We start from the raw sequence: 17,688 nt of genomic DNA, 5'->3' as shown, positions 1-17,688 counted from the left end.
GCTGGCGCGAATGATCCGCTATCGTCCGGCGTCGTGGACTCGCAGATTGACCTATGAAAACCGCTTCTCCCCCGCAGGACGTGCAGGCCCCGCAACACCGCTTCGGCGAGTGCGAGGAGTGCGCGGATATCGAACTCGTCGCGACTGCGACCATTCCGACCCGCTACGGCACCTTCGGCTCGTATGTTTATCGCGTGAAGCACACGAGTGTCGAGCACATCGCGTTCGTGATGGGCGACGTGAGCAACGGCGAGTCCGTGCTCACGCGCCTGCATTCCGAATGCGTGACCGGCGACGTGTTCGGCTCCTACCGCTGCGACTGCGGCGAGCAACTCGATCTGGCGCTGCGTTATATCGCCGCGGAGAGCCGCGGCATTCTGCTGTACCTGCGTGGACATGAAGGGCGCGGCATTGGCCTCGCGAACAAGATCCGCGCATACGCGCTGCAGGAGCAGGGGCTCGATACCGTCGATGCGAACCTGCACCTCGGCCTGCCCGACGACGCCCGCGAGTACGATTCCGCCGCCGCGATCCTGCGGTCGATGGACGTGAAGTCGGTGCGGCTGATGAGCAACAATCCGTCGAAGTTCGACACCTTGCTCAAGCACGATATTCCCGTCTGCGAACGCGTCGCGCTCGCCATTCCGATGCGCGAGGAAAACGAGCGCTATATCAAGACGAAGCAGGCGCGGTTTGGGCATTACTTCGACGAGAACGAATAAAGCGCGCGCTCACTGCGCGTCATGAAAAATCACGCCGAGCATATGCCGCCGCCCGGAACGCAGGCGGCTCACGCCGTGCCGCATGTTCACGCGATACGGCCCGCGCGTGCCCTGCACCGGCCGATGATGCACCGCGAAGAACACCGCATCGCCCTGTGAAAGAGGCACGACTTCCGCGCGCGACTGCATCCTCGGGCGCTGTTCGGTCATCACGAACTCGCCGCCCGTGAAATCGCGTCCGGGCGCGGAAAGCAGGATCGCCATCTGGATCGGGAAGACGTGCTCGCCGTAGAGATCCTGATGCAGACAGTTGAAATCGCCGGGAACATAGCGCAGCAAGAGCGGCGTGGGCCGCGTCTGCCCCGCGCGATGACAGCGCTCGACGAACGCTTCATGCTCGCGCGGATAGCGCGTCTCGATGCCCATCACGTCGTTCCAGCGATTAGCGATCGGCGCGAGATGCGGATACGCGGCGCGTCGCACATCGGCTACGGCATCGGGCAGCGGATACGCGAAGTACTTGTATTCGCCGCGCCCGAAGCCGTGCCTTTCCATCACCACGCGGCTGCGGAAAATGCCGTCGCGATCGTACAGCGCGGCGAGCGCTTCGCATTCGTCGCGCGAGAAGAGCGCGGGCGCCGTCGCGCAACCGAAGCTGTCCAGTTGGGCTTCGAGATCGGCCCAGTCGAGCGCGTCGATGCGTTGTGCAATATCGTTGGCCGTCGCGCGTTCGAGCACTTTCATATCGTTTCTCCGGATCTGCGTGAATTTGCCTGCAGTGTGCGTCAAGCGCGCGACGCACGCACTCCGGGTCTTGCTGCGCAATTCGAACGAAACGCCTTCAGTGCGCCATCGCGGCCATCGCCGATTCGGCGATGCGCTCCTGCAGCACCGCCTTGCGCGCGGCTATCGTCGCGGCGAGCGCGACGAGATCGATCTGCGTCTTGCGCACTTCGGGAAAGAGCGTCGATTCCTCTTCCTCGATGTGATGCGCCGTGTTCTCCTTCAGCACCTTGACGGTGGCATCGAAACCGTCGTCACCGGCGCTCAGGTTCGCGAACCGTTCGATCAGCGTCTTGACGAGAAAATGCTCGACGTAAGCTTCATCGACATCGATGCGCGCGTGCACGGCGAGCGCCTCCTGCGCGGCGGGATACAGCATTTCTTCCTCGACGATCGTATGGATCGTCAGCAACTCGCACACGCGCTGCACGAGGGTGTTCTTGCGTTCGAAATCGGCGGGTTCCGCGCGCTCGAAGGCGTCGAACAACTGTTCGATGGCGCGGTGATCGGCTTCGAGCATGTCGATCGCATCGATGGGGCGCGGGGTGTGGGCGGGGGACATGTGGTTTCTCCAAAGGGACGCTTTCGGCCCGGCTGGGACATCTCCGTGTCCCGAGGTGCCGAAGTAGAGCAAGACGGATGCCCGCGATGCCCCTTTTTAACGGCGCGGTTTCACCCCGCTAAATAGTCGAGTCCCTCGAATCGTGCAGGTCACGTTGTCGCAGCACTTTCACCTGCCACCACGCAGGCAGAAGGCTGCGCACCTCGGCGCGGGCGAAGCGGTCGTCGATCAGATAGAGTACGCCGCGATCGAGCGGACCGCGGATCACGCGTCCGGCCGCCTGCACGACTTTCTGCAAGCCGGGAAAAAGATACGTGTACGCGTAGCCTTCGCCGAATGCCTCATGCATGCACGCCTTCATCTGCTGGTTGACGGGGTTCAGCTGCGGCAGTCCGAGCGTCGCGACGAAGGCGCCGATGAGCCGCGTGCCGGGCAGATCGATCGCCTCGCCGAACGCGCCGCCCAGCACCGCGAAGCCGATGCCGCGCCCGTCGGGCACGAAGCGTTCGAGGAATTCGCGCTGCGCCGCCTCGCTCATCGCGCGGGACTGCTGCCAGAAGGGAATCGAGGGATGCCGCGCCGCGAGCGCCGCCGCCACTTGCGCCAGATACTCGAAGCTGCTGAAGAAGCTCAGGTAGTTGCCCTCGGCGCGGAAAAACTGCCCGGCGATGAGATCGGCGATGCGGTCCACCGAGCGCTCGCGATCGCGATAGCGCGTGGACAGATCGGCGATGGCGCGCACATCGAGCTGTTCGGCGCAAAAGGGCGATTCGACATCGATCCGCGCACTCGATGCCGGCAAGCCGAGCGTGTCGGCGTAGAAGTGCGCGGGCGTGAGCGTCGCGGAAAAAAGCGCGACGCTGTGCGCGCGCGCGAAACGCGGCGCGAGATGCGGCGCGGGAATCACGTTGCGCAGGCACAGCGAGGCGTTGCGCGTCTTCGCGCTCGCGCTCGCGCCGGTGAGCGTGATATCGAAGATCGAATGCGAGCCGAAGCGCTCCGCGATGCGCGTGAAATGCACGGCGTCGAAATAAAAGCGCAGGGTGTCGGGCGTGAAGACATCGGGTTGCTCGCCGAGGGTTTCGGTCATCAGCGAGACGGCTTGCCCGAGCGCGGTCAGGAAGCGCGCGGGCGGCTCCGCGTGAGCCGCGTATTCGATGTTCGCCGCATTCTGTTCGGCCGCCGTCTCGCTCCAGCTGCGCGCGACGCGGCCGAGCGCCTTCTTCAGCAGCGGCGGCGCGCCGCGGCGCATCGCGTTGAAGGCGGCCTGATCGAGCGTCGCGGAATACATGCCGCGCGCACGTTCGACGAGGTTGTGCGCTTCGTCGACGAGCACCGCCACGCGCCAGCGATTCGCCTCCGCGAGCGCGAAGAGCATCGCGCTCGTATCGAAGTAATAGTTGTAGTCGCCGACGATCACATCGGCCCAGCGCGAGAGCTCCTGGCTCAGATAGTACGGACAGACTTCGTGCCGGCGCGCGACTTCGGCGACCGTCGCCCGATCGAGCTGCGCGCAGTCGAGCGCGGCGGCGCGCGCAGCCGCGAGGCGATCGTAGAAGCCGCGCGCGAGCGGACACGATTCGCCGTGACACGCGCGATCCGGATACTCGCAAGCCTTGTTGCGCGCGACGAGCTCGACGAAGCGCAAGGGCGTCGCGGCGAGCGTCGTCAGCGCATCGAGCGCGAGCTGGCGGCCCGCGCTCTTCGCCGTGAGAAACAAGATCTTGTCGAGCCGCTGGCCGGGCCACGCCTTGAGAAGCGGAAAGAGCGTGCCGACCGTCTTGCCGATGCCTGTCGGCGCCTGCGCGGCAAGACATCGGCCGGAAACCGCCGAGCGATACACCGCTTCGGCGAGCGCGCGCTGGCCGGGCCGGAAACCGGCGTGAGGGAAAGCGAGCGTGGTCAAAGCTTCATCGCGCGCCGCGCCGTGCCGAAGCTCCTGCTTCGCCCATGCGATGAAGCATTCGCACTGCGCCTCGAAATGCGCGGCGAGCGCGTGGGCCGTCTGCGTTTCGACGAGCACGCTTTCCGTTTGCTCGACGATATCGAAATACACGAGCGCGATTTCGATGATTTCGAGCCCGAGCTTTCGGCACATCAGATGCCCGTAGACGCGCGCCTGCGCCCAATGCAGATGCCGATGGTTCTGCGGCAGCGAGTCGAGCTTGCCGCGATGCGTCTTGATCTCTTCGAGCCGGTTGAGCGCGGGATCGTAGCCGTCGGCGCGGCCGCGCACGCAGAGCGGCCCGTATTCCGCCGAAAGCGATATTTCCTTCTGATATCCGGCCGCGCGCCGGCCGGTGACGGTCACATGGCCCGCGACGCCTTCCTGCGCGCTCGGCGTTGGCGTGAAGCGCAGATCGAGATCGCCCTGTTTCGCCGTGAACTCGCACAGCGCGCGCACGGCGACGGTGTAGGCGGGCTCGGATACTGTATGCATGTACAGTAGTCTAGCATGCGGGCATCGCGGCCCAGGCGCGTTTCACGATGCCGCGCGCAGCAGTTCTCCGAGCGTTTTCATCGCGGTTTCGATCTGCGCCGACCACGGATGACCGAAGTTGATGCGCACGAAATTGCCATATGCATGACGCGCGGAGAAGATCGGCCCCGGCGTCACGTTGATGCCGTGTTCGAGCGCGCGACGGTGCAGTTGCATCGCATCGACATGCTCGGGCAGTTGTAGCCACAGGAAATAGCCGCCGTCGGGCCGCACGAATGCGACATCCGGCAGCCAGCGCCCGATCGCGCTTTCCATCGCGTCGCGTTGTGCGAGCAGCGCGCCGCGCAGCTTGCGCAGGTGCTTGTCGAAGCCGCCGTGCTGCAAGTAATCCGCGATGCCCGCCTGGATCGGGATGCTGGTCGAAATGCTCGTCATCAGCTTGAGACGGCGGATCGCGCCGGCGTAACGGCCCGCGGCGACCCAGCCGAGCCGGTAACCCGGCGCGAGCGTCTTCGACAGCGACGCGCAATGCATCACCAGACCTTTCGTGTCGAAGGCTTTCGCGGGCGGCGGGCGATCCTGAGCGAAATGCAGTTCGCCGTAGACATCGTCTTCGATGAGCGGGACATCGTGCTTCGTGAGCAGTTCGACGAGCGCGCGCTTTTTCTCGACGGACAGCGTGACGCCCGTCGGATTCTGGAAGTTGGTCATGAACCAGCACGCGCGCACCGGATGCGCGCCAAGCGCTTCGGCGAGCACGTCGAGATCGAGCCCTTCCCGCGGATCGACGGGAATCTCGACCGCGCGCAGGCCCAGATGTTCGACGGCCTGCAACGCCGCGTAGAAGCATGGCGATTCGATCGCGACGACATCGCCCGGCTTCGTCACGGCCATGAGACAGAGCGTGAGCGCTTCCATCGCGCCGTTCGTGACGATCAACTCTTCGACCGGCTGCGCGATCCCCATGCCGATGTAACGCAGCGCGATCTGCCGGCGCAAGGGCTCGTTGCCCGGCGGCATATCGACGACGGTGCTCCACGGATCGAGCATGCGCGCCGCGTGCGCGAGCGACTTCGCGAGACGCGCCAGCGGAAACAGTTTCGGCGATGGAAACGCGGAGCCGAGCGGCGCGACATCCGGACGCTTTACGGCATCGAGCACGGAGAAGACGAGGCTGCTCACGTCGATGGGCGCGGGCTCGGCGAGCGGCGCGGGCGCGCTCGCCAGCATCGGCACCTTCGCGCCGGGCGCGACGTAATAGCCGGAACGCTCGCGCGCGCGGATCAAACCCCACTCTTCGAGCAGGTAATACGCGCGGAAGACCGTGGACTGGCCCACGCCGTATTGCGTCGTCAGATGCCGCACCGAAGGCAGACGCGTGCCGACGGGCAGGCGGCCCGCGCGAATCTCGGCGGCCATCGTGTCGGCAAGGGCTTGGTAGCGCTTCATCGCGTACGTGAGTGAAAGATCGCGCGAAGGCTTTGCGCGGCGCGAAATTGTCTCACAGGCTTTCGCGAAGGAATATCCGCGCGCCGTGGTGCGTTTAATGAGCAAGCGGCTTAATCGCCGCGTCCGGCTCCTACGTTCCTTTCGGAGGTGATTTCATGAAGCTCGCCAGAATCGCAACAGTCATGCTCGCATTGCTCGCCGGCCTGCTCGGCGGATGTCAGACCGACGGCGGCGGCACTTCGTCGGGCACGTCATCCAGCAGCGGCAGCAGCGGCGGATATTGAGCGCGCAGACGCTGCCGCCCGGATTGTCCGCGCCGCAGTTTCGCGCGGCGCTCGCGGCTTTCGCAGCGGCGCTGGGCGACGATGCGGTGCTGACGAACGATGCCGCGGCCTATCTCGATCCGTTCGCACCCGGCGACGCTGCCGCGCATGCGCCGTCCGCCGTTGTCCTGCCGAAAGGTGTCGATGGCGTGCGCGCGGCACTGGCGGTGGCGAACCGGTATCGCGTGCCGCTCTGGACCGTATCCACGGGACGCAACTTCGCTTACGGCGGCGCCGCGCCACGCCTGCGCGGCTCGGTCGTGCTCGACTTGCGGCGGATGAACCGCATCATCGAGATCGATGAAACCCTGGGGTACGCGCTCGTCGAGCCGGGCGTGACCTATTACGACCTGCATCGCGCGCTCGGCACGCCGCGGCGCTTCTGGCTCGATCCGCCCGCGGCGGGCTGGGGCAGTGTGATCGGCAATACGCTCGAGCGCGGCTACGGCACGACGCCGTATGGCGACCACGCGGCCAACCAGTGCGGCATGGAAGTGGTGCTCGCCGACGGCGATGTGGTGCGCACCGGCATGGGCGCGATGTCCGCGAGCCGCGGCTGGCAGGTGTTCAAGTGCGGCTTCGGGCCATCGTATGACGGCATGTTCATGCAGTCGAACTTCGGCGTCGTCACGAAGCTCGGCATCTGGCTCATGCCCGCGCCCGAGGGCTACATGATCTGCCGCTATGCGTTCGCGCACGAAGACGATCTGGAGCGCGTCGTCGATACTTTGCGTCCGCTTCGGATGGACGGCACGATCCAAAGCAACGCGGTCATAGAAAGCGCGGTGCGCTGGGCGGCGGGCGTCTCGACTCGGCGGCAATGGTTCGACGGCCAGGGCGCGATGCCCGACGATGCCATCGACGCGATGGCGCGCAACATCGGCATCGGGCGCTGGAATCTGCGCTTCTGCCTGTACGGGCCGCCATCGCTCGTGAAAGCGCGGCGCGATATCGTGCATGCGCGTTTCCAACCGATCGCCGATGCGACGCTCTTCGAGATGCCGTACCGCGATGCATCCGTGGAACCCGAAGGCGGCGGCGATCGCGCGCAAGTCGGCATTCCGGGGCTCGAAGCGTTCAATCTGCTCAACTGGCGCGGCGGTTCGGGCGCGCATATCGATTTCTCGCCGATCTGCCCGCCGGTCGGACGCGATGCCGTGAAGCAGGCGCGCATGGTCCGAGAGCGCGCCGCGCAATTCGGCTTCGATTATTACGGCGGCTTCACGGCGGGCGAACGCGCGATGCATCACATCTTCGCGGCGATTTTCGATAGCGACGATCCGAAGCAATCGCGCGATGCCGGCGCGCTGATCGAAACGCTGATCCGCGATGCGGGCGCGGCGGGCTACGGGCAATATCGCACGCATCTTTCGTATATGGACCTCGCCGCCGCGCAATACGATTTCAACGATCACGCGTTGATGCGGCTATCGAACACGATCAAGACGGCGCTCGATCCGAACGGCATCCTGTCGCCGGGCAAGCAGGGCATCTGGCCTGCGCAGCGTTTCGACGGAGCCGCGCGATGAGCACGACACGCCGCGCATTTCTCATTGCGACGGGCGCATCGGGATTGTTGTGGACTGCGTCCGGCGATGCGGCGCGGGTATCGACGCGAACCTGGGTCATCGATCGAGACCTGCCGCAGAGCCGCGTCGTCGTGCGCCGGGCGGCGCTGACGGGCGCGCGTATCGCGTCGCTCCCGGGCGATGCGGGCTGGCTGTGGATCGAGCGATTGTCGTCGTCACAGGCGATCAGCGGATTCACCCGCTTCGCCGATGCGTTCGTGCTGACGCAACTGGGCGCGGAAATCGGCATGCGCGCGACGCGTCATCGCGTGTGGGAAGAGGGCGGCGTACTCTGGACACTCGAACGCGGCTGAAATCGGTTCGCTAAAATGACACGTGTCTCAATATTGCCGCGCACGGATGAAACGATGGAAGCCACGGACACGCACACCCGCATCATCTCGGACTGGCACGCCCACATTTATTTCGATGCCGTGAGCCGCGACGCCGCGTGGCAACTGCGTCTCGTCATCGAGCAGGAATTCGCGAGCGAATTGCAAAGCGGCGCATTGCGGCTCGGAAGGTTTCACGAGCGGCCGGTCGGACCGCATCCGATGTGGTCATTCCAGCTGGGTTTCGGCGGCGAGCTGCTCGCGCCGATGCTCGGCTGGCTCACGCTCAATCACGGCGCGCTCGATATTTTCATGCACCCGAACACCGGCAACGCGCTCTTGGATCATCGCGATTCGGCGGTGTGGATCGGCCGCTCGCATGAGCTCGTGCTACGCGGTCTGGGCGGCTAGGCACAAAACAAAAAGGCGGACCGCGTCCGCCTTTCTTCCCGGCTTCCGGCGAGATTATTTCTTCGCGCTTGCCGTTTTCGACGATACGACGCGCACGGCGGTATGACTCGCGATGGAGGCATCGTTTTGCGCGGCCTCGACCACTTGCTGCGCTGCCTTCCTGGCGGCTTCATAAGCCGAGTTGGCCGATGCCGTTGCGGCGTCGATTGCGGATTTCCATGCCGACACGACTGCTTCGCTGCCGGCCGGCGCGTGGCTCGCGAGGCTTTCGACGAACGCCTGCACGTTGCGCTGCGACTTGCCGATCTGATCCTGCGCCGCTTCCATATAGCCGCCGCGCACGCCCGAGGCGATCTCATAGACGCTCAGCCAGTACGCCTGCACGCGTTGCGCGCTGTCCTGCAGATGCTGGTTCTGAAGCGCGAAAAATTCCTGCGGATCGCGCACGGAGAGCGACCGGGCGATGAGGGCCTGATGTTCGTCGAGCGCTGTCCTGACCGTGCGCACGTTCAGATCGACCAGCTTTTCGAAGCCTTCGACGGCTTGTGCCGCGAGACCGAAGGTCGTGTCGACTCCGGCCTTTTGTGACTCGATTACGTTTTCCGGTGCAAGACTGCTCATGCTCGACTCCATATGGAAGTTGCCAATTGATCACGCCATGAATTTGTGCAGTGCAGCGAATTGTCTATTTTAAGGAAAGCGCGCCGAGTGTCAATTACGTTTTCCCCGCTTGACTTTAAACCATGCGGGAATTTATCGAAAATAATTGCGAAAAATCAGTAAATGAGCAGGCTTATTAACAGACGTTTGGTTTGATCACAAATCACCTTGTTCGAACGGTCATTTCATTTTCAGCAAGTATTCCACTGAAGGAAATAATCCCGTCCAGTCGGCCGGCAAATAACAGGCCGATGCCGCCTCGAACGCCCCGAGAATACCGGGTCTTCAGCGTAAACACCTAAGCCAAATCTGCCCCAATGGGTTGTTTACCCACTTGACGCATTGATGCTCGAATTGAAAGAATCTCGCACTGCAACACGCGCGACGGTCGGACGAATCCAGGCAGGCGAATTCCGGTTTTCCTGTCACTGCGTCGTCATCGTAAATCCGTACGATTCACCTCGCGCGAATGAGCCGGCGCTGAACGGCATAAAGATATAAATCGAGAGACTTGAAGAAAATGGGGCGACATTCCCAAACCCTTGGCCACCTTGAACGTAGTCACGAAGACAACACCCTGCGGCGCGCCATGGCCGCACGACTCGACCGGGCCTTGCAGAAGGCCAACGTCAGTTCCGCAAAAGCCGCAGGCTGGCTCGATGTGAGCGAGCACGACGTGCAGTTCTGGCGGCGCGGCATCACGGTGCCGCCGTTCTCCGCCTTCAACCGCATCGGCAAGGCGCTGGACATCGATCCGCACTGGCTCTGCACGGGTCAGGCGCATTCGGCCAACTGACGGTCATCCAGGGCGGCGCGCAGCGCGTGCCGCAGCCCGCCGCGTTTTCCCGAACCGCTAGTTTTCCGTCGATACGGCCGGCGCCGTCTTGCGTCCATGCAGGAGCACGGTGCCGATCCCGCTCGCGGCGATCACGCACATGCCGATGGCCATCCAGAGGTCGGGCACCTGTCCGAACAGCAACCAGCTGAAGAGGGCCGCGAACGCGAGCTGGCCGTAGCCGAATGGCGTCAGCACGGAGAGCGGCGCGCGCCGCATTGCCTGCAGCATGAGGCCGTGCCCGGTAGTCGCCATCGTCGCCATGAAAACGGCGAGCAGCCAGTTTCCCACGCTCACCTGCGCGAGCGCGGGAAGCGTTTGCGCCTGATCCATCCATACGAGCACGCACAGCACCACGGTCGCGACGAGCGCGGAGAGGAAGTTGGTGGTGATCGCATCGTCGACGCGCGAGAGGTGGCTCGACACCACCTGAAAGCACGCGAACGTCGTCGCCGCGGCGATCGGATAGACCACGGTCCAGTTGAACTGGCTGCCGCCCGGCCGCACGACGAGCAGCATGCCGATGAAGCCGAGCGCGACCATCGCCCATTTGCTGCGCGGGACGTCGTCCTTCAGCACGAGCGCGGCGAGCAGCGTGGAGATGAGCGGAGCGAGCATCGCGAGGGACGTGGTGACCGGCAGCGGCAGATGCCGCAGACCCGCGAACGTGCATGCGGAATTGGTGAGCAGGAGCACCGCGCGCACGATCTGCAGTTTCACGCTGCCCGTGCGAAAGAGACCGAATGCGCCGCGCCGCACCTGCCAGACGCCCATCACGATCATCTGAAAGAGATAGCGCACCCACAGAAGCGCCAGTAGAGGGACCGCGGTGCCGATCAGCTTGATGGTGGAATCGCTTGCCGCAAAGGTCGCTGTCGTCAGGATCATGATGGCGATACCGGCGCCGGTGTTATCGGTATCAATCCGGTATCGCGCCTTGCCCTCTAAGCTTGCCATCGAGTTTCCGTGGGTTCGCCGCCGCGCACCGCGATGGCCCATTCGTTCGATCGAGTTCGATTGGCATGGCGCCCGCGTGCCTGTTGACGGCATTGATGAAAGAACGGCTTTTACGCCGTCGCTTCAATTTTCCCGGCATCGCAGGCTGCTGGCAAGGCGACAGTAAAGTTCTTTTCCGCCGTGTTGTGCGCGGGTCACGACGGCGTAAATGTACTAGACGGTTCGGACAATCGCGTGCTGCGCGCAGGCTGCGGCGATGATCGTTCGTGCTATTCGCTCCTAATTGTTGGTGTCGAAAATTAAGACGCGGATTAGAGCTTTCCTATTCGCCGCTCTTTACTATCTCTTCAACGCCGAACAACACAGAACGAGCAGCAGCCATGAAGAAAAAGCGCATCATTCTCGCCGCCGCCGCCATGTCGATGAGTCTGATCACCTTCATGTCGATGAGCAACGGCCGCGCCGCAGTCCATATGTTCCCGGTCGGCAGTGCGGCGCCGCGAGCGATGTTCGCTGTCGAGGGCGGACGAAATGGTTCGCCGGTCGATGCGATCGCGAGGTTGGAGCAGTGGAAGTGAAGCGGTAGCAGTTCAGCAGTGGAAGTAGAGCAGTGGAAGTAGAGCAGTGGAAGTAGAGCAGTGGAAGTAGAGCAGTAGAAGTACAGCAGCAGAAGTAGAGCAGCAGAAGTAGAGCAGCAGAAGTAGAGCAGCAGAAGCACAGCAGCGGAAGCACAGCAGTAGAAGCACAGCAGCAGAAGCACAGCAGCGGAAGCACAGCAGTAGAAGCACAGCAGCAGAAGCACAGCATCAGAAGCACAGCATCAGAAGCACAGCAGCAGAAGCACAGCAGCAGAAGCACAGCAGCAGAAGCACAGCAGCAAAAGCACAGCAGCAAAAGCACAGCAGCAGAAGTACAGCAGCAGAAGTACAGCAGCAGAAGCACAGCAGCAGAAGCACAGCAGCAGAAGCACAGCAGCAGAATCAAAAGCAGTAACAAAGAACCGGGCGGTTGCGCAAAGCATCCGCCCGGTTTTTTTACATCCATCGAAACTGCACCGCCTGGAAAAGTATCGCCTCCATTATTTCGCTGTAACGCCTTGCACCCGAGCGTTTGCCGCCTACACTTAAAGTAGTTTCTCAACTGCTTCGAAGGAGGCAACGATGAGAACGAGAACCCGTGAAGTCGTGCGCATGCTCGCGACGTTCCGCCATTCGGCGCATTGCCGGCGGCTGCGCGCGGCCGCGGCGGCACAGGAGGCGCGCGATCTCGCCAGCGAAGAGGCCACGCAGGACGACGCAACCGAAAAGGACGAGCGTGCCGAACCGGACACGCAGCCCGCATCTCGCAAGCCTCATCCGGGCCTGCACTGAGCTGCGCGATCGAACTGCGCGCCGCTCAGACGCGTGCGGGATTCCTGAACGGCGAGAAGCGCCAATGACCGCTCGCGTCTTTCACCGCGATCGCGCCATGCTCGTGCAGCAATTCGCCGATGGCGCCCGGCTTGATGTCGTCGGTGATGCGGATGACGAGCAGGGTTCGCTGCGGCGTCGGGTCATCGGAAGCATGCGGCACCGGTGGATGCGGCGTCAAAGGCTCGTGCGGCACGAAACGGTTGCGCGTGCCGATCACGCCCTGATGCTCGCCGTGCGCGACATACTCGGCATCGTCCTCGTGATGCGCGGGCGGCAGGAGCGCATCGATGTCGATTTCGCCGCGTCCCGCGCGATAGAGATGCGCATCGTCGCGTCGCAGGCCTGCGAGCTGCAACGCGCGTAACGCGTCATGTCCGTCGCGATAGCACCCGAACACCCCAACTATGACCTGATTCATCGTCGCCCCCTCTTTCGGTCCGCTTGTCAGGACCGAAGCAACAGATGTCTTTATGCGCGGTATCGGACTCGCATTCCGCGCTCTCTGATTCCTCAGATGATGGTCAGCAACACGCGTTCCCGAATGATGGGTTTTCAGGTCATGCCAGATAGCCGAGCGTCGCAGGTTGCGACCCCCACGGCTATCACCTAAAGTAACTGAGCTTCTTTCCCGGAACCGCGCGTCACGCGACGCGCTCTTCGCGAGGTTCGAATGATTGCGAAAGCCTGTGCTCTGGTGCTCGCGCTGATGGCAGGCTCCGCAGCGGCGGCGCCGTGTTACAACGACGGCGATGTCGTCACACTCGAAGGCACCGCCACGCGACAGGCGCCGCGCGAGTCGGACGCATCCGCGAAGCCCGCGTGGGTGCTCTCGCTGGCAAGCCCGATCTGCGTATTGAGCGCGAGCACGGGACAGGGCGGGCGGCAGCAGTCGAATGTATCGGCGGTGCAGATCATCGACGCCACGCCCACGGAGAACGCGCGCGTCCAGCTGACGGGCAAGCTCGTCACCGGCAACGTAAGCAGCTACTACGCAGTGCCGACCGCGATCTGGGTGCTCAAGGTGCGCGCGCTTTCAGGCCAATAGTTTCCTCGCACCCGCACGGGTGATGCGCCGAAGCCAATGAGAAGAACGAACGATCAGGCCGCTTTGGCGTGCGCGTGATAACGCCAGAACTCGGCAACCACGATATGCAGTGGTTGATGATCGAGCTTGCGTTCCTCTGCGAAGCGCAAGATCGCATCGAGTTGCTGGCCGGTGCAGCGGAACGCCTGGCGGCGCGGCGCCGTCTGGTTTTTCTTGTGCGTAGTCATGGCAATCCTTTTTCTAGGACCTTTCCCCGACAGGGCAGGATCGTTCGACGGGGCCACCCATGCGCGCGAACGCTGCCTGCTCCTTCCACATTAAGCCGCAGCCGTGCTCGCGCGACCGGCTGTTAGCGCACATAGCCAGTGCATGGGCTCGGGGTGCGCGCCGGATTTGCTCACACTTCCCGCTGGAATAAACCTTACGGTTTCGCCGTTTAGCATCCATGGACCCGCGCTGGAGTCGAGATGCGGGGCGAGGGGAGGAGAGGGCTGTGAGCGCGGATCGACATGCGCACGAGGAGCTCGCGCACATCGGGCGGATGATCGCGGAGCTGGAGCGCGTCGCGGCGAGCGCGCACGGCGCACCGTCGCGCTATGCCGTCATGCATCCGGAGTACTGGCGGCGGCGCATCGATGCGTTGGTGCTCTCGTCGACGGACGAGCCGCTGCGGCGCGATGCGGCTGCGCTGCGCAAGCGCCTCGCGCGCGTCGTCGACGATGCCGCGGAACGAATCACGGGGGAAGCGGGGGAAGCGGCGCGGGAGACTGGCGGCAGAAAATGAAGCGAAGCGGCGTGCGTGGCGGCGCATGTGCATGAAGGCATGCGCCGCCGCGGCGTCAACCTGTCTGCTCGACTGGCGTCACGTCCACGTCGAGCTTCTGCGTGCCGCGCAGCACCGCGATCTTCACCGGCCGGTCGATGCGCGATGCATCCAGCGTGCGCTGCAAGCCATCGACGCTATCGACGGCGATGCCATCCACCGCCACGATGCGATCGCCCACACGCAATCCGCCGGTCGCGGCCGGACTGTCTTTCACGATCTCCATCACATGCACGCCGCTCGCGGACGCGAGCTCGAAGAAGCGCTGCACGCGCCGCGAGATCGGCGTGGTCGTGCCCGCGACGCCGATATACGCGCGCCGCACGCGGCCATGCGCGAAGATCTGCATGATGACCCACTTCGCCGTATCGATTGCCGTGGCGAAGGAAATGGCCTGCGCGCCGGAGATGATCGCGGTGTTCACGCCGATCACTTCGCCTGCAGAATTGATGAGCGGCCCGCCCGAGTTGCCGGGATTGAGCGCCGCGTCGGTCTGGATGACGTCGTAGATCATGCGGCCCGAGGTCGAGCGCAGCGTTCGGCCGAGCGCGGACACGACGCCCGCCGTCACGGTCTGCGCGAGCCCGAGCGGATTGCCCACCGCGATCGCGATCTGCCCGACGCGCAGGCTGCCCGACGTGCCCAGCGCGACATGCGCCAGCGGTTCAGGCGAGCCGATGCGCAGCACCGCGAGATCGCTCGCGGGATCGTCGCCGACGAGATCGGCATCGAAGCGCGCGCCGTCCGCGAGCGTGACGACGATATGCGTCGCGCCGTGCACCACATGGCTATTGGTCAGCAGATAGCCGTCGGGCGTGAAGATGAATCCCGAGCCCGTGCCGCCGAGCTTGCGGCGCGCGCCGCGCTGATCGGCGAGCTGGCGCTCGACCGAGATGAAGACCACTGCCTGCTGCACGCGCTCGAGCGCGCCGATGACCGTGCGCGAATAGGCGTCGAGCAGCGCGGTATCGTCGAGCGGCGTGGCGGGCGCGGCGTCCTGCGCGCCGCGCGCGAGATCGTCGATGAATTGAGGCCGGCTTCCCATGTCCTTTGAACTCCCGATGTCTGGAAGCCGACATGCGGGCCGCCGCCGACGATTTCAAGAGATAGTTGCAGATGCAAGTAGTTTCATCGGGCCGAGCCTTTCGACGATGCCGCGTTGCGCGTCGTCGCGCACGAAGAGCGAGCCCGCGAAGCCGAGCGCGTTCACCGCGACGCCTTCCACATGCGATACGCCGCGCGGCACCGCGAGCATCCAGCGCCGCGTGACGAGCAGGTTGTAAGGCGCGCTTTGATGCGCGGCTCCCGCGACATCGAGCGGCCGCACGCCGATGGCTTTCAGCAGTTGCAGATAGGCGGCATGCGCGCGGGTCGCATCGTCGTCGTCGAGCCATGCCGCGGCGTGCTCGAACGCGAGCTGCGGCGCGCTGAAGATGCCGCTCGTGCGCGCGCTTTCGATGAAAGATTCGATCGGCAAGGCGTGACCGTCGAGCGGCAGCGGCACCATCTGCAGATGCTTGTGCGGCTGGCTCGATCCCGCGATCGTGCCGCCGTTATAGAAGCCGAGCCCGTCGAAGCTTTCGAGGCAGGCGAACAGCGCGGCGAAATCGGCCTGATGAATGAGCGATTCCTGCGGCTCGAAGTCCGTCGTCACGATCAGCAGATGATGCGCGAGCACGTTGAACTTGTTGAGCAACAGAAAGTGGCGTTCGCCGATATCGCCGACACGCAACGCTGCCTCGCACGGCGAGAACGGATCGCGCCACGCGCTCGCGGCATCGGCGGCGGACTTGGCCGCGAGCTTCGATACTTCCTCCTTGCGCGCGAGATTCGCCGCCTGCCGCACGAGAAAGCGCACGCCGCCGTCCTCGATCACGCTTTGCACCGTATCGAAGGAACGCAGCGCGCCGCATGCGAGCGCGCGTTCGGTCTGCGCGATGACCTGCTGCCACGAAGGGGCGTTCACGTGCGCCATGCTTCTCCCTTGCCGAACTCGTATCGATCGAGCGATGCCGCGTGTATCTCGATGCTGTAGCCACTCGCTTGCGGCGGCATGTATCGCCCGTTCTTGATGACGACGGGATCGAGAAAGTGCTCGTGCAGATGATCGACATATTCGAGCACGCGATTCTCGAGCGACCCCGACACGCAGATGTAATCGAACAGCGAAATATGCTGCACATACTCGCACAAGCCGACGCCGCCCGCATGCGGACACACCGGCACGCCGAACTTCGCGGCCATCAAAAGCACAACGAGCACTTCGTTCAGGCCGCCGAGACGGCAGCTATCGATCTGACAGAAGTCGATCGCTTCGGCTTGCAGCAGTTGCTTGAAGATCACGCGGTTCTGGCAGTGCTCGCCGGTCGCGACGCCGATCATCGGCGCGAGGCGCCTGCGGATCGCGGCATGGCCGAGCACGTCGTCGGGGCTCGTCGGCTCTTCGATCCACCACGGATCGAACTCCGCGAGACGGCGCATGTTGGCGATCGCTTCATCGACTTCCCAGACCTGGTTCGCATCCATCATCAGCTTGCGGTCGGGGCCGATTTCCTCGCGCAGGATGCGCGCGCGGCGAATGTCTTCTTCGAGATTGCCGCCAACTTTCTGCTTGAAATGCGTCCAGCCCGCCGCGACGCCTTCGCGCGCGAGCCGGCGAATCTTGTCGTCGTCGTAGCCGAGCCAGCCGGCGGATGTCGTGTAAGCGGGAAAGCCTTGCGCGAGCATTTCCTTTTCGCGTTCGGCGCGCGTGCCTTGCAGGCGCTTGAGCAACGCAAGCGCTTCGGATGGCGTGATCGCATCGGTCACGTAGCGGAAGTCGAGACAACTCACGAGCTTCTCCGGGCTCATGTCGACGAGCAGTTTCCACACGGGCTTCTTCTCGCTTTTCGCCCACAGATCCCATACGGCGTTGACCACCGCGGCGGTCGCGAGATGAATGACGCCTTTCTCGGGGCCGATCCAGCGCAACTGGCTATCCGATGTGATCGCGCGCCAGAAGCCGCCCATATCCGCCGCGATGTCCTCGATCTTCGTGCCGACGACGAGCGGCGCGAGCGCCTGAACCGCCGCGACGACTACTTCGGTGCCGCGTCCGATGGTGAATGTGAGGCCATGGCCGGCGAGTCCGGGCGCATCGGTTTCGAGTGTCACGTAGGCAGCGGAGTAATCGGGCGCGGCGTTCATCGCGTCCGAGCCGTCGAGCGAACGCGAAGTGGGAAAGCGGATATCGCGCACGGAGAGCTTCGTGATGCTGGTCATGTTCATCTCCTTGAAAGTTGGCGTGACGGCAACGCATAGGGGTTTGAACGGAGGCTTCGTGCAGGTGCGATCGCGCTCGGGTAATCCATATATGCGCGACATTGA

Annotated in this window: 21 protein-coding genes; 10 read left to right on the top strand and 11 right to left on the bottom strand. The window is 63.9% G+C overall.

The window, feature by feature from the left end:
* The first annotated feature begins 53 nt into the window (after positions 1–53).
* Positions 54–722, top strand: a complete 669-nt coding sequence (ribA, locus tag AC1Z32_RS31520; protein WP_483482747.1) for a GTP cyclohydrolase II — start codon at positions 54–56, stop codon at positions 720–722.
* Positions 723–731: 9 nt separating this feature from the next.
* Here the strand turns inward: ribA and AC1Z32_RS31515 are convergent, their stop codons facing one another.
* From AC1Z32_RS31515 to AC1Z32_RS31500, 4 genes are all read right to left on the bottom strand, one after another.
* Positions 732–1,466: a 2OG-Fe(II) oxygenase gene (locus AC1Z32_RS31515; protein WP_483482746.1), complete on the bottom strand. Its 735-nt coding sequence runs from the start codon at positions 1,464–1,466 to the stop codon at positions 732–734.
* A gap of 97 nt (positions 1,467–1,563) precedes the next feature.
* The gene (locus tag AC1Z32_RS31510) at positions 1,564–2,067 is read right to left on the bottom strand and encodes a hemerythrin domain-containing protein (RefSeq protein ID WP_483482745.1); all 504 of its coding nucleotides are present in this window, start codon (positions 2,065–2,067) and stop codon (positions 1,564–1,566) included.
* Between the two features lie 118 nt (positions 2,068–2,185).
* Positions 2,186–4,507, bottom strand: coding sequence for an ATP-dependent DNA helicase (locus AC1Z32_RS31505; protein WP_483482744.1), 2,322 nt, complete (start codon positions 4,505–4,507; stop codon positions 2,186–2,188).
* Between the two features lie 42 nt (positions 4,508–4,549).
* On the bottom strand, positions 4,550–5,956 hold the full coding sequence (locus tag AC1Z32_RS31500; protein WP_483482743.1) for an aminotransferase-like domain-containing protein: 1,407 nt from the start codon (positions 5,954–5,956) through the stop codon (positions 4,550–4,552).
* A gap of 155 nt (positions 5,957–6,111) precedes the next feature.
* Between AC1Z32_RS31500 and AC1Z32_RS31495 the strand changes: the two genes are divergently transcribed.
* From AC1Z32_RS31495 to AC1Z32_RS31480, 4 genes are read left to right on the top strand one after another with little or no spacing between them, the layout of a single operon-like run.
* Positions 6,112–6,240 (top strand): hypothetical protein, encoded by a 129-nt coding sequence (locus AC1Z32_RS31495; RefSeq protein WP_483482742.1) that lies wholly within the window; start codon positions 6,112–6,114, stop codon positions 6,238–6,240.
* On the top strand, positions 6,237–7,808 hold the full coding sequence (locus AC1Z32_RS31490) for an FAD-binding oxidoreductase (protein WP_483482741.1): 1,572 nt from the start codon (positions 6,237–6,239) through the stop codon (positions 7,806–7,808). Before AC1Z32_RS31495 ends, AC1Z32_RS31490 begins: the two co-directional genes overlap by 4 nt.
* Positions 7,805–8,161: a hypothetical protein gene (locus AC1Z32_RS31485; protein ID WP_483482740.1), complete on the top strand. Its 357-nt coding sequence runs from the start codon at positions 7,805–7,807 to the stop codon at positions 8,159–8,161. Before AC1Z32_RS31490 ends, AC1Z32_RS31485 begins: the two co-directional genes overlap by 4 nt.
* Positions 8,162–8,215: 54 nt before the next feature.
* Entirely contained in the window at positions 8,216–8,590 is a 375-nt protein-coding gene (locus tag AC1Z32_RS31480) for a DOPA 4,5-dioxygenase family protein (protein ID WP_483482739.1), read from the top strand.
* Positions 8,591–8,644: 54 nt separating this feature from the next.
* Here AC1Z32_RS31480 and AC1Z32_RS31475 read toward each other — a convergent pair whose 3' ends face one another.
* Positions 8,645–9,211, bottom strand: a complete 567-nt coding sequence (locus AC1Z32_RS31475; RefSeq protein WP_483482738.1) for a phasin family protein — start codon at positions 9,209–9,211, stop codon at positions 8,645–8,647.
* A gap of 559 nt (positions 9,212–9,770) precedes the next feature.
* Here AC1Z32_RS31475 and AC1Z32_RS31470 point away from each other — a divergent pair.
* Entirely contained in the window at positions 9,771–10,046 is a 276-nt protein-coding gene (locus AC1Z32_RS31470; RefSeq protein ID WP_062611792.1) for a helix-turn-helix domain-containing protein, read from the top strand.
* 57 nt (positions 10,047–10,103) lie between these two features.
* Here AC1Z32_RS31470 and AC1Z32_RS31465 read toward each other — a convergent pair whose 3' ends face one another.
* Positions 10,104–11,042 (bottom strand): DMT family transporter, encoded by a 939-nt coding sequence (locus AC1Z32_RS31465; protein ID WP_483482737.1) that lies wholly within the window; start codon positions 11,040–11,042, stop codon positions 10,104–10,106.
* A 380-nt stretch (positions 11,043–11,422) separates the two neighbouring features.
* Between AC1Z32_RS31465 and AC1Z32_RS31460 the strand changes: the two genes are divergently transcribed.
* Both AC1Z32_RS31460 and AC1Z32_RS31455 read left to right on the top strand, forming a co-directional pair.
* Positions 11,423–11,620 (top strand): hypothetical protein, encoded by a 198-nt coding sequence (locus AC1Z32_RS31460; protein ID WP_483482736.1) that lies wholly within the window; start codon positions 11,423–11,425, stop codon positions 11,618–11,620.
* A gap of 582 nt (positions 11,621–12,202) precedes the next feature.
* Positions 12,203–12,412: a hypothetical protein gene (locus AC1Z32_RS31455; protein ID WP_483482735.1), complete on the top strand. Its 210-nt coding sequence runs from the start codon at positions 12,203–12,205 to the stop codon at positions 12,410–12,412.
* A 25-nt stretch (positions 12,413–12,437) separates the two neighbouring features.
* Here AC1Z32_RS31455 and AC1Z32_RS31450 read toward each other — a convergent pair whose 3' ends face one another.
* Entirely contained in the window at positions 12,438–12,872 is a 435-nt protein-coding gene (locus tag AC1Z32_RS31450) for a hypothetical protein (RefSeq protein WP_483482734.1), read from the bottom strand.
* A 252-nt stretch (positions 12,873–13,124) separates the two neighbouring features.
* Here AC1Z32_RS31450 and AC1Z32_RS31445 point away from each other — a divergent pair, with 252 nt between their 5' ends.
* Complete coding sequence (locus AC1Z32_RS31445) at positions 13,125–13,499, top strand: hypothetical protein (protein WP_483482733.1); 375 nt, start codon at positions 13,125–13,127, stop codon at positions 13,497–13,499.
* A gap of 53 nt (positions 13,500–13,552) precedes the next feature.
* Here the strand turns inward: AC1Z32_RS31445 and AC1Z32_RS31440 are convergent, their stop codons facing one another.
* A complete protein-coding gene (locus tag AC1Z32_RS31440; RefSeq protein ID WP_483482732.1) occupies positions 13,553–13,726 on the bottom strand; it encodes a hypothetical protein in 174 nt (57 codons plus the stop codon).
* 266 nt (positions 13,727–13,992) lie between these two features.
* Here AC1Z32_RS31440 and AC1Z32_RS31435 point away from each other — a divergent pair, with 266 nt between their 5' ends.
* Positions 13,993–14,283, top strand: coding sequence for a hypothetical protein (locus tag AC1Z32_RS31435; protein WP_483482731.1), 291 nt, complete (start codon positions 13,993–13,995; stop codon positions 14,281–14,283).
* A 55-nt stretch (positions 14,284–14,338) separates the two neighbouring features.
* Here AC1Z32_RS31435 and AC1Z32_RS31430 read toward each other — a convergent pair whose 3' ends face one another.
* The 3 genes from AC1Z32_RS31430 to AC1Z32_RS31420 are packed head-to-tail and all read right to left on the bottom strand — an operon-like array spanning position 14,339 to position 17,583.
* The gene (locus tag AC1Z32_RS31430; protein WP_483482730.1) at positions 14,339–15,367 is read right to left on the bottom strand and encodes a S1C family serine protease; all 1,029 of its coding nucleotides are present in this window, start codon (positions 15,365–15,367) and stop codon (positions 14,339–14,341) included.
* A gap of 54 nt (positions 15,368–15,421) precedes the next feature.
* Positions 15,422–16,297, bottom strand: coding sequence for an ATP adenylyltransferase family protein (locus tag AC1Z32_RS31425; RefSeq protein ID WP_483482729.1), 876 nt, complete (start codon positions 16,295–16,297; stop codon positions 15,422–15,424).
* The gene (locus tag AC1Z32_RS31420) at positions 16,285–17,583 is read right to left on the bottom strand and encodes an L-fuconate dehydratase (protein WP_483482728.1); all 1,299 of its coding nucleotides are present in this window, start codon (positions 17,581–17,583) and stop codon (positions 16,285–16,287) included. Before AC1Z32_RS31420 ends, AC1Z32_RS31425 begins: the two co-directional genes overlap by 13 nt.
* Positions 17,584–17,688: the final 105 nt, after the last annotated feature.

It is taken from the genome of Caballeronia sp. 11_S32, assembly GCF_056930355.1.
Note: the sequence above shows the minus strand (reverse complement) of the source record. Positions and strands in the feature narration are given on the sequence as shown.